The sequence below is a fragment of the Streptomyces sp. NBC_01232 genome (genome assembly GCF_035989885.1).
In the GTDB taxonomy this organism is placed as follows: Bacteria; Actinomycetota; Actinomycetes; order Streptomycetales; family Streptomycetaceae; genus Streptomyces.
This window is the reverse complement of the sequence record NZ_CP108518.1, coordinates 1,758,858-1,774,544: the sequence shown is the minus strand read 5'-3', so window position 1 is coordinate 1,774,544 and position 15,687 is coordinate 1,758,858. Positions and strand designations below refer to the sequence as shown.

The following is a 15,687-nucleotide window of genomic DNA, read 5'->3' as shown; positions in this document are numbered from 1 at the left end:
TCACAGGGGGGCGGCATGGACGGGACCGGCACGGACCAGATACTGGCATCGAAGTGGGACCTCCCCTTCGTGCTCTTCACCATGGTCAGAGTGGCCTTCGGCGGCCTGCCGCTCTGGGCCAAGGCGATCGTTATCGGACTCATCGGTTCCGCCATTCTGTGGTCGGCGATCACCTGGCACCGCGGGCGCGGCAGGCGGGTCCGCTGACCATCCGGGCGTCCGACAGCTGGACCGGGGCCCTGTAAACCCCTCCGGACATGGGAGGATCGGGTGAGGCGGGTCCGGGCCGCGCACCCGATCGCGCCGTCGCTGTACCAGGCGCGAGCATGAGGAGCATCGTTGAGCAGGTTGCGTTGGCTGACCGCCGGGGAGTCCCACGGACCGGCACTGGTGGCAACGCTGGAGGGGCTTCCCGCCGGCGTTCCGGTCACCACCGAGCTGGTGGCCGACCACTTGGCCCGGCGCCGGCTCGGCTACGGCCGCGGGGCCCGGATGAAGTTCGAGCAGGACGAGATCACCTTCCTGGGCGGCGTCCGGCACGGTCTGTCGCTGGGTTCCCCCGTGGCCGTGATGGTCGGCAACAGTGAGTGGCCCAAGTGGGAGACGGTCATGTCGGCCGACCCCGTCGACCCCTCGCTGCTCAAGGACACCGGCCGCAACGCGCCGCTGACCCGTCCGCGGCCCGGCCACGCCGACCTCGCCGGCATGCAGAAGTACGGCTTCGACGAGGCCCGGCCGATCCTGGAGCGCGCCAGCGCCCGGGAGACCGCCGCCCGCGTCGCGCTCGGCGCGATCGCCCGCTCCTTCCTCAAGGAGGTCGCCGGCATCGAGATCGTCTCGCACGTGGTGGAACTGGCCGCGGCCAAGGCCCCGTACGGCGTCTACCCGACCCCCGCCGACGTCGACAAGCTCGACGCCGACCCGGTTCGCTGCCTCGACGCGGACGCCAGCAAGGCGATGGTCGCCGAGATCGACCAGGCCCACAAGGACGGCGACACCCTCGGCGGCGTCGTCGAGGTACTGGCGTACGGAGTTCCGGTCGGCCTCGGCTCGCACGTCCACTGGGACCGCCGTCTCGACGCCCGTCTGGCCGCCGCCCTCATGGGCATCCAGGCCATCAAGGGCGTCGAGGTCGGCGACGGCTTCGAGCTCGCCCGCGTGCCCGGCTCCAAGGCGCACGACGAGATCGTCTCCACCCCCGAGGGCCTGAAGCGCACCTCCGGCCGCTCCGGAGGCACCGAAGGCGGTCTGACCACCGGCGAACTGCTGCGCGTACGGGCCGCGATGAAGCCGATCGCGACCGTCCCGCGCGCGCTGGCGACCGTCGACGTGGCCACCGGAGAGGCGACGGTGGCCCACCACCAGCGCTCCGACGTGTGCGCCGTGCCGGCCGCCGGCATCGTCGCCGAGGCCATGGTCGCCCTCGTGCTGGCCGACGCGGTCGTCGAGAAGTTCGGCGGTGACTCCGTCCCGGAGACCCGCCGCAACGTCCGCGCGTACCTCGACAACCTGCAGATCCGGTGACGGCCGGACCACTGGTCGTCCTCGTCGGACCCATGGGCTCCGGCAAGTCCACGGTGGGGGCGCTGCTCGCCGAGCGGCTCGGCGTCCCCTACCGGGACACCGACGCCGACATCGTCGCCGCCCAGGGCCGGGAGATCTCCGACCTCTTCGTCGACGAGGGCGAGCCGTACTTCCGTGAGCTGGAGCGGCAGGCGGTCGCCGCCGCCGTCGCCGGGCACACCGGAGTCCTCGCCCTCGGCGGCGGCGCCGTCCTCGACGAGGGCACCCGCGAGCTGCTCGCGGGCCTGCCCGTCGCCTACCTGTCGATGGACGTCGAGGAAGCCGTACGGCGCGTGGGCCTCGGCGCCGCGCGCCCGCTGCTCGCCGTCAACCCGCGCCGCCAGTGGCGCGAGCTGATGGACGCCCGGCGCCCCCTGTACACCGAAGTCGCGCGCGTCGTGGTGGCCACCGACGACCGCACCCCCGAAGAGGTCGCCCAGGCGGTCCTCGACGCTCTGGAGTTGAAGGACGTATGACAGACCAGGTGACGCGGATCCAGGTCGGCGCGAGCGCCGGACACGACGCGTACGACGTGCTGGTCGGGCACCAGCTGCTCGGCGAGCTCGGCTCCCTGATCGGTACGCGGGCCCAGCGGGTCGCCGTGATCCACCCCGAGGCGCTGGCCTCGACCGGTGAGGCGCTGCGCGACGACCTGGCCGAGCAGGGCTACGAGGCGGTCGCCATCCAGGTGCCGAACGCCGAAGAGGCCAAGACCATCGAGGTGGCCGCCTACTGCTGGAAGGCGCTCGGGCAGTCCGGCTTCACCCGGACCGACGTGATCGTCGGCGTCGGCGGGGGAGCCACCACCGACCTCGCGGGCTTCGTCGCGGCGAGCTGGCTGCGCGGGGTGCGCTGGATCGCCGTACCGACCACCGTCCTCGCGATGGTCGACGCGGCGGTCGGCGGCAAGACCGGCATCAACACCGCCGAGGGCAAGAACCTCGTGGGCGCCTTCCACCCGCCGGCCGGTGTGCTCTGCGACCTGGCGGCGCTGGAGTCGCTGCCGGTCAACGACTACGTCAGCGGCCTCGCCGAGATCATCAAGGCCGGATTCATCTCCGACCCGGTGATCCTCGACCTGATCGAGGAGGACCCGGCGGCGGCCCGTACGCCCGGGGGCCCGCACACCGCCGAGCTCATCGTGCGCTCCATCCAGGTCAAGGCCGACGTGGTCTCCAGCGACCTCAAGGAGTCCGGACTCCGCGAGATCCTCAACTACGGCCACACCCTCGCGCACGCCATCGAGAAGAACGAGCGCTACAAGTGGCGGCACGGCGCGGCCGTGTCCGTCGGCATGGTCTTCGCCGCCGAACTGGGCCGGCTCGCGGGCCGCCTCGACGACGCGACGGCCGACCGGCACAAGGAGGTCCTCGCCTCCGTGGGGCTGCCGCTGACCTACCGCGGTGACCAGTGGCCCAAGCTGCTCCAGACGATGCAGGTCGACAAGAAGTCCCGGGGCAACCTGCTGCGCTTCATCGTCCTCGACGGGCTTGCCAAGCCGACGGTCCTGGAGGGCCCCGACCCGGCGCACCTGATCGCCGCCTACGGCGAGGTGTCGGCGTGAGCCGCCCCGTCCTCGTGCTGAACGGCCCGAACCTGGGCCGGCTCGGCTCGCGCGAGCCCGACGTGTACGGGGCCACCTCGTACGCGGGCCTGGTGGAGAGCTGCCGCTCGCTGGGCGAGGAGCTCGGCTTCGACGTCGAGGTCCGCGAGACCAACGACGAGGGCGAGCTGATCCGCTGGCTGCACGAGGCGGCGGACGGGAAGATCCCCGTGGTCATCAACCCGGGGGCCTTCACCCACTACTCGTACGGCATGAGGGACGCGGCCGCGCAGCGCACGGCGCCGCTGATCGAGGTGCACATCTCGAACCCGTACGCCCGCGAGGAGTTCCGCCACACCTCGGTCATCGCCGCCGTGGCGACCGGGACGGTGGCGGGATTCGGCATCGGTTCGTACCGGCTGGCGCTGCGCGCACTGGCGGACGAGATCTCCGCCTGACACCCTGCCTGACGGTGCTGGTGCACGGCTGGGCCCCGGCAGTCATATAACGTTCTCGCATCAGTCGCCGGAACGAGACGGAGTGGCAGCGGATGCAGCACGGAGTGGGGGGCGGGGGCGCGGGCTGGGGACAGCCGGGCCCGCATCCGTCGGCGCCCCCGCAGCCGCCGATACCCCCGGCGCAGGGCTGGCCGGGTTCACCCCCGCCGCAGTCGTCGCACCAGCCCCACCAGCCCCACCAGCACCAACCGCCCCATCAGCCGCACCAGCATCATCAGTCGCAGCCGGTGCCCTCCGTCCCGGAGGCCACCGGACACATCCCGCTGCCGCCCGCCGTGCCGGGCACCGGCGGGGCCGTCCTGGCCGTGCTGCTGATCGGACCGGCCGGTGCCGGAAAGACCACCGTCGCCCGGCACTGGGCGAGCACCCGGCCGGTACCGACCGCCCACGTGAGCCTGGACGACGTCCGCGAGTGGGTCTGCGCCGGCTTCGCGGACCCGCAGGCGGGCTGGAACGAGCACTCCGAGGCCCAGTACCGGCTCGCCCGCCGCACCTGCGGTTTCGCCGCCCGCAACTACCTGGCGAACGGCATCTCCTGCATCCTCGACGACGCCGTCTTCCCCGACCGGCCCGTGGTCGGACTGGGCGGCTGGAAGCGGCACGTGGGCCCCACGCTGCTGCCGGTGGTGCTGCTGCCCGGGCTGGAGATCGTCCTGGAGCGGAACGCGGCACGCTCCGGCAACCGCCGGCTCTCCGACGAGGAAGTCGCGCGGATCCACGGCCGCATGGCCGGCTGGTACGGCTCCGGCCTGCCGATCATCGACAACTCCCACCTCGACGTCGAGGGCACCGCCCGCGCCCTCGACGAGGCCCTGGCCCGCGCCCTGGCGGCCCCCGGCGGCTGGTAGGCGCCGGCCGCCGGGCGCCCGGGGCTCGAAGGCCCGTCCGGACGCGCTCGCCGCGCCGGGTCGGCGGGGCGCTCGTACGCTCGAAGACATGTCAGACGTGTACGCCGCCCGCCGGAGCCTGCTTCGCGACCGATGCGCCGTCGCGGGGAACGCCGCCGCACTGATCACGCGTCCGGCGAACGTCCGCTACCTCTCCGGGGCGTCCCCGCTCGGCGCGGTGCTGCTCGTCGGCCCCGCCGAGGACATGATGTTCTGCGCGGGAGCGCCCACCGGCGAGGCCGACGAGGGCCGCCTCGACGAACACCTGAACGTCTCCGTCCTGGGCAGCCCCGGCGGGGACCCGGCGGTCGCGGCCGCCGACCTGGCCGCCTCGGTACGGGCCGACTCGCTCGCCGTGGAGGAACACCACCTCACCGTCGGCCGGCACCGGGCCCTGCGGTCGGTCGCGCCCAAGCTGCGCCTCGCGGACCTGGGCACCGCCGTGGAGCAGCAGCGCCTCGTCAAGGACGAGGAGGAGATCGCCTACCTGAGGATCGCCGCCGAGATCGCCGACCAGGCCCTCGGTGAGCTGCTGGAGTCCATCCTCGTCGGCCGCACCGAACGGCACCTCGCCCTGGAGCTGGAGCGGCGGCTGGTGGACCACGGGGCGGACGGGCCCGCCTTCCCGACCTCCGTCGGCACCGGCCCGCACTCCGGCCGCTCCCGGCACCGGCCCTCCGACCGCAGGGTGGAGGAGGGCGACTTCCTCACGGTGTGCCTGGGCGCCAACTACCGCGGATACCGCTGCGAGATCGGCCGGACGTTCGTCATCGGCACCAGCCCGGCCGACTGGCAGATCGAGCTGTACGACCTCGTCTTCACCGCCCAGCGGGCGGGGCGCGAGGCTCTGCTGCCGGGGGCCGCCTACCGGGACGTGGACCATGCCGCACGCTCCGTCCTGGACTCCGCGGGGCACGCGGAGGCCCTCGCTCCGTCCACCGGACACGGCGTCGGCCTCGAAATCGACGAGGACCCGCAGCTTGCACCTACGGCAATGGGTAAACTGGACGCTTGCGTGCCGGTCACCGTCGAACCGGGGGTTCACCTCCCGGGCCGGGGAGGTGTCCGGATCGATGACACGCTCGTCGTACGCCCCGAGGCGGACGGCGGTCCCGAGCTACTCACCATTACGACCAAGGAACTGCTCGCGCTCTAGCCGGCTCCGCCGGGCTGTGCGCGCACCCGTGGTCTTCCAGTGCAGGAGATTCCGCAACCGTGGCTTCCACGAACGACCTCAAGAACGGCATGGTGCTGAAGCTCGACGGGGGCCAGCTCTGGTCCGTCGTCGAGTTCCAGCACGTCAAGCCCGGCAAGGGCCCGGCCTTCGTGCGTACCAAGCTGAAGAGCGTGATGTCCGGCAAGGTCGTCGACAAGACGTTCAACGCCGGTACCAAGGTCGAGACTGCCACCATCGACCGCCGCGACATGCAGTTCTCGTACATGGACGGCGAGTACTTCGTCTTCATGGACATGAGCACCTTCGACCAGCTGATGGTCGACAAGAAGGCCGTCGGCGACGCCGCCAACTTCCTGATCGAGGGCTTCACCGCCTCCGTCGCCCAGCACGAGGGCGAGGTGCTCTACGTCGAGCTCCCGGCCGCGGTCGAGCTCAAGATCGAGCACACCGACCCGGGCGTCCAGGGCGACCGCTCCACCGGTGGCACCAAGCCGGCCACGCTGGAGACCGGTTACGAGATCCAGGTCCCGCTCTTCGTCACCACCGGCGAGACGGTCAAGGTCGACACCCGCACCAGCGACTACCTCGGCCGGAAGAGCAACTAACCCGTGGCTGCTCGGAGCAATGCGCGCAAGCGCGCCTTCCAGATCCTTTTCGAGGCCGATCAGCGCGGCGTGCCCGTCCGCGAGGTCCTCGCGGACTGGATCCGCCACGCGCGGTCGGACGACCGGCAGCCGCCGGTCAGCGCCTTCACGATGGATCTCGTCGAGGGGTACGCCGACAAGGTGGACCGCATCGACGATCTGATCGTCACCTACGCCGTGGACTGGGAGCTCGACCGCATGCCGGTCGCTGACCGGAACATCCTGCGGCTCGGTGCCTACGAGCTGATCTGGGTGGACGACACCCCGGACGCCGTGGCCATCGACGAGGCCGTCCAGCTGGCCAAGGAGTTCTCGACGGACGAGTCCCCCTCGTTCGTGAACGGGATGCTGGCCCGCTTCAAGGACCTGAAGCCGAACCTGCGGCGCAGCGAGAGCTGACCGCACGGCCGGCGCCGGCACCGCCATACGGAAGGGCCCGCAACGCATGCGTTGCGGGCCCTTCCGTATGGCGGTGCCGGCAGCGTCCCGACGGGGACGAAAAACCGGTGGGTGCCGGACCCCCGCAAGGGTCCGGCACCCACCGGTAAACGTTTCTGCTGGTCTGGAGCCCGGAACTCAGAGTTCCTCGTGCGCCACCGCGCGACGGGCGTCCGCGTCCAGCACGCCCCAGCTGATCAGCTGCTCGGTCAGGACCGAGGGGGACTGGTCGTAAATGACGGCCAGGGTGCGCAGGTCGTCCTGACGGATCGACAGCACCTTGCCGTTGTAGTCGCCGCGCTGGCTCTGGATCGTCGCCGCGTAACGCTGCAGCGGGCCGGCCTTCTCGGCGGGGACGCCCGCCAGGCGCTCCAGGTCCAGACGCAGCTTCGGCGGCGGCTCGGCCGCTCCGCCCGGCGTCGTTCCCGGCAGCAGTTCCTGAACCGGAACCCCGTAGAAGTCCGCCAGCTCGGCAAGGCGCTGGACGGTCACGGCGCGGTCCCCGCGCTCGTAGGAACCGACCACGACGGCCTTCCACCGGCCCTGGGACTTCTCCTCGACACCGTGGAGGGAAAGGCCCTGCTGGGTGCGGATGGCGCGGAGCTTGGCCCCGAGCTGTTTGGCGTATTCGCTGGACATAACGCTCCCGGACGCTGTGACGCTGTGACTGATGGACACTGCGACTACGTAACTACGTGCGGCTCCGCCGCGCGGCTGGTAACTCACTGTGAGGTTACGCAGCGTTACTTGGATGCGTCAAGCCGAATGGTCTTCGTCGCCCCCCTGGGGGTCGGTCCCAGCAGCCCTCTGAGGACCCTTCCGTACCACCCCGGTCCGAGCCACCGGGCTCCCCCTGGTACCGTGGGAGGCGTACATCAGACGTCCTTTAAGGTCCGTCCCGTGAGGCGGAGAAGGAGGTCCTTTTCATGGACACCCAGCAGAACACCGATTCCATGCGCCCCGTACTCGAGGCACAGGACATCGCGCGGGTCCTGACCCGCATCGCCCACGAGATCGTCGAACGCGCCAAGGGCGCCGACGACGTGGTGCTTCTCGGCATTCCCACCCGCGGTGTCTACCTCGCCCGCCGGCTGGCCGCCAAGCTCGAAGAGATCACCGGTACGAAGATCCCGGTCGGCTCCCTCGACATCACCATGTACCGCGACGACCTGCGGATGAAGCCCGCCCGCGCGATCGGTCGCACCGAGATCCCCGGCGACGACCTCGACGGCCGCCTCGTCGTCCTCGTCGACGACGTGCTCTTCTCCGGCCGCACCATCCGCGCCGCCCTGGACGCCCTCGGCGACCTCGGCCGCCCCCGCGCCGTGCAGCTCGCGGTCCTCGTCGACAGAGGCCACCGCGAACTGCCGATCCGCGCCGACTATGTCGGCAAGAACCTCCCCACGTCGCTGCGGGAGACCGTCAAGGTCCAGCTCCAGGAGGAGGACGGCCGTGACGCCGTGCTGCTCGGCCAGCGGACCGCCCCGGCCGCAGGGCAGTAGACCGTCCGAGTGACGGGCCCCGTCGGGGCCCGCACCGAGCCCTGCCCTGCCCGCTCGCACCTCCGCCCGTCAGTCCGCCTGCCCTCCCGACCTACGGAGCCATCCAGATGAAGCGCCACCTCATCTCGGCCGCCGATCTCACGCGCGACGACGCCGTCCTGATCCTCGACACCGCCGAGGAGATGGCCCGCGTCGCGGACCGGCCGATCAAGAAGCTGCCCACCCTGCGCGGCCTCACCGTCGTCAACCTCTTCTTCGAGGACTCGACCCGCACCCGGATCTCCTTCGAGGCGGCCGCCAAGCGCCTCTCGGCCGACGTCATCAACTTCTCCGCGAAGGGGTCGTCCGTTTCCAAGGGCGAATCCCTGAAGGACACCGCGCTGACCCTGGAGGCCATGGGCGCCGACGCGGTCGTCATCCGCCACCACGCCTCCGGCGCCCCCTACCGGCTCGCGACCTCCGGCTGGATCGACTCCGCCGTCGTCAACGCCGGAGACGGCACCCACGAGCATCCCACCCAGGCCCTGCTGGACGCCTTCACCATGCGCCGCCGCCTGGTCGGCCGCGACGCCGGCCTCGGCAAGGACCTGAACGGCCGCCGGATCACCATCGTCGGCGACATCCTGCACAGCCGCGTGGCCCGCTCCAACGTCCACCTGCTGCACACCCTCGGCGCCCAGGTCACCCTCGTGGCCCCGCCCACGCTCGTCCCGATCGGGGTCGAAACCTGGCCGTGCGAGGTCTCGTACAACCTCGACGAGGTGCTGCCGAAGTCCGATGCGGTGATGATGCTGCGTGTGCAGCGCGAACGCATGAACGCCGCCTTCTTCCCGACCGAGCGCGAGTACTCCCGCCGGTACGGGCTCGACGGCGACCGCATGGCGAAGATGCCCGAGCACGCCATCGTGATGCACCCCGGCCCGATGAACCGCGGCATGGAGATCACCGCCCAGGTCGCCGACTCCGACCGCTGCACGGCCGTGGAGCAGGTCGCCAACGGCGTCTCCACCCGCATGGCCGTCCTGTACCTGCTGCTCGGAGGCTCCGAGCCCGCCGTCACCACCGCCCGTACCGAGGAGAGCAAGTAACCATGAGCAAGATCCTTATCCGTGGCGCGAAGGTACTCGGCGGCGAGGCGCAGGACGTCCTGATCGACGGCGAGACCATCGCGGAGGTCGGCACCGGCCTGTCCGCCGAGGGCGCGACCGTCATCGAGGCCGAGGGCCAGGTCCTCCTCCCCGGCCTCGTCGACCTGCACACCCACCTGCGCGAGCCCGGCCGCGAGGACTCCGAGACCGTCCTCACCGGCACCCGCGCCGCGGCCTCCGGCGGCTACACCGCCGTGTTCGCCATGGCGAACACCTTCCCGGTCGCCGACACCGCCGGCGTCGTCGAGCAGGTCTGGCGCCTGGGCAAGGAGTCCGGCTACTGCGACGTGCAGCCCATCGGCGCCGTCACCGTGGGCCTGGAGGGCAAGCAGCTCTCCGAGCTGGGCGCCATGCACGAGTCCGCCGCCCGCGTCACCGTCTTCTCCGACGACGGCAAGTGCGTCGACGACGCCGTGATCATGCGCCGCGCCCTGGAGTACGTGAAGGCCTTCGGCGGCGTCGTCGCCCAGCACGCCCAGGAGCCCCGCCTCACCGAGGGCGCCCAGATGAACGAGGGCATCGTCTCCGCGGAACTCGGTCTCGGCGGCTGGCCGGCCGTCGCCGAGGAGTCGATCATCGCCCGTGACGTCCTGCTCGCCGAGCACGTCGGCTCCCGCGTCCACATCTGCCACCTCTCCACGGCCGGCTCCGTCGAGATCGTCCGCTGGGCCAAGTCCCGCGGCATCGACGTCACCGCCGAGGTCACCCCGCACCACCTCCTCCTCACCGAGGAGCTCGTGCGCTCGTACAACGCGGTCTACAAGGTCAACCCGCCGCTGCGCACCGAGCGCGACGTGCTGGCCCTGCGCGAGGCGCTCGCCGACGGCACGATCGACATCGTCGCCACCGACCACGCCCCGCACCCGCACGAGGACAAGGACTGCGAGTGGGCCGCCGCGGCCATGGGCATGGTCGGCCTGGAGACCGCGCTCTCCGTCGTCCAGCAGACGATGGTCGAGACCGGACTGCTCGACTGGGAGGGCGTCGCCGAGCGGATGTCCTTCGCCCCGGCGCGCATCGGCAGCCTGGAGAACCACGGCCGTCCCGTCTCGGCAGGTGAACCCGCGAACCTGACCTTGGTCGATACCTCGTACCGTGGTGTCGTGGACCCCGCACACTTCGCCTCCCGCAGCCGCAACACGCCTTACGAGGGCCGTGAGCTGCCGGGGCGCGTCACTCATACCTTCCTGCGGGGCCGGGCAACGGTCGTGGACGGGAAACTGGCGTGACACCTGCAGTAATCCAACTGGCCGCCGAGGCCGCCGAACGACAGTCGGCGGAGGTGACCAGCGTCGGCGCCCGCATCGCCTGGGTGATCGGCCTGGCCGTCTTCATCGCGTTCGTCTACTGGCTGATGCGGCAGGGCTGGAAATGGCGCGGCGCTCTGCAGAACGATCTGCCGGAGCTGCCCGCCGCACCCGACGGTCTTCCCGCGCACCGGCTGGCACTGACCGGCCGGTACCACGGGTCCACCACCGCCGGACAGTGGCTCGACCGCATCGTCGCCCACGGACTGGGCGTCCGCAGCCGGGTCGAGCTCACGCTCACCGACGCGGGCCTCGACGTGGTCCGACCGGGTGCAGGCGATTTCTTCGTACCGGCCGCGCAGCTGCGCGGCGCCCGCCTCGACAAGGGAATCGCGGGCAAGGTACTCACCGAGGGCGGTCTGCTCGTCGTCACCTGGGCGCACGGCGACAAGCTGATCGACTCCGGATTCCGCTCCGACCGCGCGGCCGAACACGCCGCCTGGGTCGAGGCGATCAACCTCATGAACTCATCCATCACGACGGAAGGCGCCGAACGATGACGACCTCCACCAGGGGAGCAGCCAAAGCTCCCGCCGTACTCGTCCTGGAGGACGGTCGGATCTTCCGCGGCCGCGCCTACGGCGCTGTGGGGGAGACCTTCGGCGAGGCCGTGTTCTCCACCGGCATGACCGGCTACCAGGAGACCCTCACCGACCCGTCGTACCACCGGCAGGTCGTCGTGATGACCGCCCCGCACGTGGGCAACACCGGCGTCAACGACGAGGACCCCGAGTCCTCCCGCATCTGGGTCGCCGGCTACGTCGTCCGCGACCCCGCCCGCGTCCCCTCCAACTGGCGCTCGCAGCGCTCGCTGGACGAGGAGCTCGTCAAGCAGGGCGTCGTCGGGATCTCCGGCATCGACACCCGCGCCCTGACCCGCCACCTGCGCGAGCGCGGCGCCATGCGCGTCGGCATCTTCTCGGGCGAGGCCTGGGTCGGCATCCGCGACGAGGCCCTGCTGGCCAAGGTCACGTCGCAGCCGCAGATGAAGGGCGCGAACCTCTCCGCCGAGGTCGCCACCAAGGAGGCGTACGTCGTCCCCGCGATCGGCGAGAAGCGCTTCACCGTCGCCGCGGTGGACCTCGGCATCAAGGGCATGACCCCGCACCGGATGGCCGAGCGCGGCATCGAGGTGCACGTGCTCCCCGCCACCGCCACCGTCGAGGACGTCTACGCGGTGAACCCCGACGGCGTCTTCTTCTCCAACGGCCCGGGCGACCCGGCCACCGCCGACGGCCCCGTCGCCGTCATGCAGGGCGTCCTGGAGCGCAAGACCCCGCTCTTCGGCATCTGCTTCGGCAACCAGATCCTGGGCCGCGCGCTCGGCTTCGGCACCTACAAGCTGAAGTACGGCCACCGCGGCATCAACCAGCCGGTGCAGGACCGCACCACCGGCAAGGTCGAGATCACCGCGCACAACCACGGCTTCGCCGTCGACGCGCCCCTCGACAAGGTCTCCGAGACCGCCTACGGCCGCGCCGAGGTCTCCCACGTCTGCCTGAACGACCAGGTCGTCGAAGGCCTCCAGCTGCTCGACCAGCCGGCCTTCTCCGTCCAGTACCACCCCGAGGCGGCCGCCGGCCCGCACGACGCCGCGTACCTCTTCGACCGCTTCGTATCTCTGATGGAGGCCGAGCGTGCCTAAGCGCACCGATATCCAGTCCGTCCTGGTCATCGGCTCCGGCCCGATCGTCATCGGACAGGCCGCCGAGTTCGACTACTCCGGCACCCAGGCCTGCCGCATCCTCAAGGCCGAGGGCCTGCGGGTCATCCTGGTCAACTCCAACCCCGCGACGATCATGACCGACCCGGAGATCGCCGACGCCACGTACGTCGAGCCGATCACCCCCGAGTTCGTCGAGAAGATCATCGCGAAGGAGCGCCCCGACGCGCTCCTGCCCACCCTCGGTGGCCAGACCGCGCTCAACACCGCCATCTCCATGCACGAGCAGGGTGTGCTGGAGAAGTACGGCGTCGAGCTCATCGGCGCCAACGTCGAGGCCATCAACAAGGGCGAGGACCGCGACCTCTTCAAGGGCGTCGTCGAGGCCGTCAAGGCCAAGATCGGCTACGGCGAGTCCGCCCGCTCGGTCATCTGCCACTCCATGGACGACGTCATCAAGGGCGTCGACACCCTGGGCGGCTACCCCGTCGTCGTGCGCCCCTCCTTCACCATGGGCGGCGCCGGCTCCGGCTTCGCCCACGACGAGGACGAGCTGCGCCGCATCGCCGGCCAGGGCCTCACGCTCTCCCCGACCACCGAGGTGCTCCTGGAGGAGTCCATCCTCGGCTGGAAGGAGTACGAGCTGGAGCTGATGCGCGACACCAAGGACAACGTGGTCGTCGTCTGCTCCATCGAGAACTTCGACCCGATGGGCGTCCACACCGGCGACTCGATCACCGTCGCCCCGGCGATGACGCTCACCGACCGCGAGTACCAGCGGCTGCGCGACATCGGCATCGCGATCATCCGCGAGGTCGGCGTCGACACCGGCGGCTGCAACATCCAGTTCGCGATCGACCCGACCGACGGCCGCGTCATCGTCATCGAGATGAACCCGCGCGTCTCGCGCTCCTCGGCGCTCGCCTCGAAGGCCACCGGCTTCCCGATCGCCAAGATCGCCGCCAAGCTGGCCATCGGCTACACGCTCGACGAGGTCCCCAACGACATCACCGAGAAGACGCCGGCCTCCTTCGAGCCGTCCCTCGACTACGTCGTCGTCAAGGCCCCGCGCTTCGCCTTCGAGAAGTTCCCGCTGGCCGACGCCACCCTCACCACCACCATGAAGTCGGTCGGCGAGGCCATGGCTATCGGCCGTAACTTCACCGAGGCCCTCCAGAAGGCCCTGCGCTCCCTGGAGAAGAAGGGCTCGCAGTTCACCTTCGTCGGCCCCACCGGCGACAAGGACGAGCTCCTCGCCACCGCGGTCCGCCCGACCGACGGCCGCATCAACACCGTCATGCAGGCCATCCGCGCCGGCGCCACCCAGGAAGAGGTCTTCGAGTTCACGAAGATCGACCCCTGGTTCGTCGACCAGCTCTTCCTCATCAAGGAGATCGCGGACGAGCTCGCCGCCGCCGAGAAGCTCCGGCCCGAGCTGCTCGCCGAGGCCAAGCGCCACGGCTTCTCCGACGCCCAGATCGCCGAGATCCGCGGCCTGCGCGAGGACGTCGTCCGCGAGGTCCGCCACGCGCTCGGTGTCCGCCCGGTCTACAAGACGGTCGACACCTGCGCCGCCGAGTTCGCCGCGAAGACCCCGTACTTCTACTCCTCGTACGACGAGGAGTCCGAGGTCGCGCCCCGCACCAAGCCCGCGGTGATCATCCTGGGCTCCGGCCCGAACCGCATCGGCCAGGGCATCGAGTTCGACTACTCCTGCGTCCACGCCTCCTTCGCCCTCAGCGACGCCGGCTACGAGACCGTGATGGTCAACTGCAACCCGGAGACCGTCTCCACCGACTACGACACCTCCGACCGCCTGTACTTCGAGCCGCTCACGCTCGAGGACGTGCTGGAGATCGTCCACGCCGAGTCGCTGGCCGGCCCCATCGCCGGTGTCGTCGTCCAGCTCGGCGGCCAGACCCCCCTCGGTCTCGCCCAGGCCCTCAAGGACAACGGCGTCCCCGTCGTCGGCACCCCGCCGGAGGCCATCCACGCCGCCGAGGACCGCGGCGCCTTCGGCCAGGTCCTCGCCGAGGCCGGCCTGCCGGCCCCCAAGCACGGCACCGCCACCACCTTCGCGGGTGCGAAGGCGATCGCCGACGAGATCGGCTACCCGGTCCTGGTGCGCCCGTCCTACGTGCTCGGCGGCCGCGGCATGGAGATCGTCTACGACGAGGCCCGCCTCGAGTCGTACATCGCCGAGTCCACCGAGATCTCCCCGACCCGCCCCGTGCTGGTCGACCGGTTCCTCGACGACGCGATCGAGATCGATGTCGACGCCCTCTACGACGGCCACGAGCTCTACCTCGGCGGCGTCATGGAGCACATCGAGGAAGCCGGCATCCACTCCGGCGACTCGGCCTGCGCCCTGCCCCCGATCACCCTCGGCGGCTACGACATCAAGCGGCTGCGCGCCTCCACCGAGGCCATCGCCAAGGGCGTCGGCGTCCGCGGCCTGATCAACATCCAGTTCGCCATGGCCGGGGACATCCTCTACGTCCTGGAGGCCAACCCGCGCGCCTCCCGGACCGTCCCCTTCACCTCGAAGGCCACCGCCGTCCCGCTCGCGAAGGCCGCCGCCCGCATCTCGCTCGGCACCACCATCGCCGAGCTGCGCGCCGAGGGCCTGCTGCCGAAGACCGGCGACGGCGGCACCCTGCCGATCGACGCGCCGATCTCCGTCAAGGAGGCCGTCATGCCGTGGTCGCGCTTCCGCGACATCCACGGCCGAGGTGTGGACACCGTCCTCGGCCCGGAGATGCGCTCCACCGGCGAGGTCATGGGCATCGACGCCGTCTTCGGCACCGCCTACGCCAAGTCGCAGGCCGGCGCCTACGGCCCGCTGCCCACCAAGGGCCGTGCCTTCATCTCCGTCGCCAACCGCGACAAGCGCTCGATGATCTTCCCGGCGCGCGAGCTCGTCGCCCACGGCTTCGAGCTGATGGCCACCTCCGGCACCGCCGAGGTGCTGCGCCGCAACGGCATCAACGCCACCGTGGTGCGCAAGCTCAGCGAGGGCGAGGGCCCGAACGGCGAGAAGACCATCGTCCAGCTGATCCACGACGGCCAGGTCGACCTGATCGTCAACACCCCCTACGGCACCGGTGGCCGCCTCGACGGCTACGAGATCCGTACGGCGGCCGTGGCCCGCAGCGTCCCGTGCCTGACCACGGTCCAGGCGCTCGCCGCCGCCGTCCAGGGCATCGACGCGCTCAACCGCGGCGACGTGGGCGTCCGCTCCCTCCAGGAGCACGCGGAGCACCTGACCGCAGCCCGCGACTGACCCAGGTCGCACAG

General features: G+C 70.9%; 16 protein-coding genes. 15 read left to right on the top strand and 1 reads right to left on the bottom strand.

Features of this window, described 5'->3' with window-relative positions:
- Positions 1–15: 15 nt before the first annotated feature.
- The 9 genes from OG444_RS08345 to nusB all read left to right on the top strand — a co-directional run bounded on the left by OG444_RS08345 (position 16) and on the right by nusB (position 6,731).
- Complete coding sequence (locus tag OG444_RS08345) at positions 16–207, top strand: hypothetical protein (RefSeq protein ID WP_327261548.1); 192 nt, start codon at positions 16–18, stop codon at positions 205–207.
- Positions 208–339: 132 nt separating this feature from the next.
- A complete protein-coding gene (aroC, locus tag OG444_RS08340; RefSeq protein ID WP_327261547.1) occupies positions 340–1,524 on the top strand; it encodes a chorismate synthase in 1,185 nt (394 codons plus the stop codon).
- Positions 1,521–2,039 (top strand): shikimate kinase, encoded by a 519-nt coding sequence (locus OG444_RS08335; RefSeq protein WP_327261546.1) that lies wholly within the window; start codon positions 1,521–1,523, stop codon positions 2,037–2,039. Before aroC ends, OG444_RS08335 begins: the two co-directional genes overlap by 4 nt.
- The gene (aroB, locus tag OG444_RS08330) at positions 2,036–3,127 is read left to right on the top strand and encodes a 3-dehydroquinate synthase (protein WP_327261545.1); all 1,092 of its coding nucleotides are present in this window, start codon (positions 2,036–2,038) and stop codon (positions 3,125–3,127) included. Before OG444_RS08335 ends, aroB begins: the two co-directional genes overlap by 4 nt.
- A complete protein-coding gene (aroQ, locus tag OG444_RS08325) occupies positions 3,124–3,564 on the top strand; it encodes a type II 3-dehydroquinate dehydratase (RefSeq protein ID WP_030387213.1) in 441 nt (146 codons plus the stop codon). The genes aroB and aroQ overlap by 4 nt, the downstream gene beginning before the upstream one ends.
- Positions 3,565–3,656: 92 nt before the next feature.
- Positions 3,657–4,472 carry an AAA family ATPase gene (locus tag OG444_RS08320; RefSeq protein ID WP_327261544.1) on the top strand — a complete coding sequence of 272 codons (816 nt, stop codon included), beginning with the start codon at positions 3,657–3,659 and terminating at the stop codon, positions 4,470–4,472.
- Positions 4,473–4,560: 88 nt separating this feature from the next.
- Positions 4,561–5,667, top strand: a complete 1,107-nt coding sequence (locus OG444_RS08315; RefSeq protein ID WP_327261543.1) for an aminopeptidase P family protein — start codon at positions 4,561–4,563, stop codon at positions 5,665–5,667.
- A 59-nt stretch (positions 5,668–5,726) separates the two neighbouring features.
- Positions 5,727–6,293 (top strand): elongation factor P, encoded by a 567-nt coding sequence (efp, locus tag OG444_RS08310; protein ID WP_189972641.1) that lies wholly within the window; start codon positions 5,727–5,729, stop codon positions 6,291–6,293.
- A 3-nt stretch (positions 6,294–6,296) separates the two neighbouring features.
- Positions 6,297–6,731, top strand: coding sequence for a transcription antitermination factor NusB (gene nusB, locus OG444_RS08305; protein WP_327261542.1), 435 nt, complete (start codon positions 6,297–6,299; stop codon positions 6,729–6,731).
- A gap of 177 nt (positions 6,732–6,908) precedes the next feature.
- Here nusB and bldD read toward each other — a convergent pair whose 3' ends face one another.
- Positions 6,909–7,409: a transcriptional regulator BldD gene (gene bldD / locus OG444_RS08300; protein ID WP_030008755.1), complete on the bottom strand. Its 501-nt coding sequence runs from the start codon at positions 7,407–7,409 to the stop codon at positions 6,909–6,911.
- 287 nt (positions 7,410–7,696) lie between these two features.
- Between bldD and pyrR the strand changes: the two genes are divergently transcribed.
- The 6 genes from pyrR (at position 7,697) to carB (ending at position 15,673) form a co-directional block, all read left to right on the top strand.
- A complete protein-coding gene (gene pyrR / locus OG444_RS08295; protein ID WP_327261541.1) occupies positions 7,697–8,272 on the top strand; it encodes a bifunctional pyr operon transcriptional regulator/uracil phosphoribosyltransferase PyrR in 576 nt (191 codons plus the stop codon).
- A 107-nt stretch (positions 8,273–8,379) separates the two neighbouring features.
- On the top strand, positions 8,380–9,360 hold the full coding sequence (locus OG444_RS08290) for an aspartate carbamoyltransferase catalytic subunit (RefSeq protein WP_327261540.1): 981 nt from the start codon (positions 8,380–8,382) through the stop codon (positions 9,358–9,360).
- A gap of 2 nt (positions 9,361–9,362) precedes the next feature.
- On the top strand, positions 9,363–10,649 hold the full coding sequence (locus OG444_RS08285) for a dihydroorotase (RefSeq protein ID WP_327261539.1): 1,287 nt from the start codon (positions 9,363–9,365) through the stop codon (positions 10,647–10,649).
- On the top strand, positions 10,646–11,227 hold the full coding sequence (locus OG444_RS08280) for a PH-like domain-containing protein (protein WP_327261538.1): 582 nt from the start codon (positions 10,646–10,648) through the stop codon (positions 11,225–11,227). Before OG444_RS08285 ends, OG444_RS08280 begins: the two co-directional genes overlap by 4 nt.
- The gene (gene carA / locus OG444_RS08275; protein WP_327261537.1) at positions 11,224–12,372 is read left to right on the top strand and encodes a glutamine-hydrolyzing carbamoyl-phosphate synthase small subunit; all 1,149 of its coding nucleotides are present in this window, start codon (positions 11,224–11,226) and stop codon (positions 12,370–12,372) included. Before OG444_RS08280 ends, carA begins: the two co-directional genes overlap by 4 nt.
- The gene (gene carB, locus OG444_RS08270; protein ID WP_327261536.1) at positions 12,365–15,673 is read left to right on the top strand and encodes a carbamoyl-phosphate synthase large subunit; all 3,309 of its coding nucleotides are present in this window, start codon (positions 12,365–12,367) and stop codon (positions 15,671–15,673) included. Before carA ends, carB begins: the two co-directional genes overlap by 8 nt.
- Positions 15,674–15,687 lie beyond the last annotated feature (14 nt).

Bases quoted from the DNA above. Each gene is read 5' to 3' on its own strand.
- OG444_RS08320 (WP_327261544.1), top strand. From the start codon at position 3,657: ATGCAGCACGGAGTGGGGGGCGGGGGCGCGGGCTGGGGACAGCCGGGC.
- bldD (WP_030008755.1), bottom strand. From the start codon at position 7,409: ATGTCCAGCGAATACGCCAAACAGCTCGGGGCCAAGCTCCGCGCCATC.
- pyrR (WP_327261541.1), top strand. From the start codon at position 7,697: ATGGACACCCAGCAGAACACCGATTCCATGCGCCCCGTACTCGAGGCA.
- OG444_RS08285 (WP_327261539.1), top strand. From the start codon at position 9,363: ATGAGCAAGATCCTTATCCGTGGCGCGAAGGTACTCGGCGGCGAGGCG.
- carA (WP_327261537.1), top strand. From the start codon at position 11,224: ATGACGACCTCCACCAGGGGAGCAGCCAAAGCTCCCGCCGTACTCGTC.
- aroB (WP_327261545.1), top strand. From the start codon at position 2,036: ATGACAGACCAGGTGACGCGGATCCAGGTCGGCGCGAGCGCCGGACAC.
- OG444_RS08315 (WP_327261543.1), top strand. From the start codon at position 4,561: ATGTCAGACGTGTACGCCGCCCGCCGGAGCCTGCTTCGCGACCGATGC.
- OG444_RS08345 (WP_327261548.1), top strand. From the start codon at position 16: ATGGACGGGACCGGCACGGACCAGATACTGGCATCGAAGTGGGACCTC.
- OG444_RS08290 (WP_327261540.1), top strand. From the start codon at position 8,380: ATGAAGCGCCACCTCATCTCGGCCGCCGATCTCACGCGCGACGACGCC.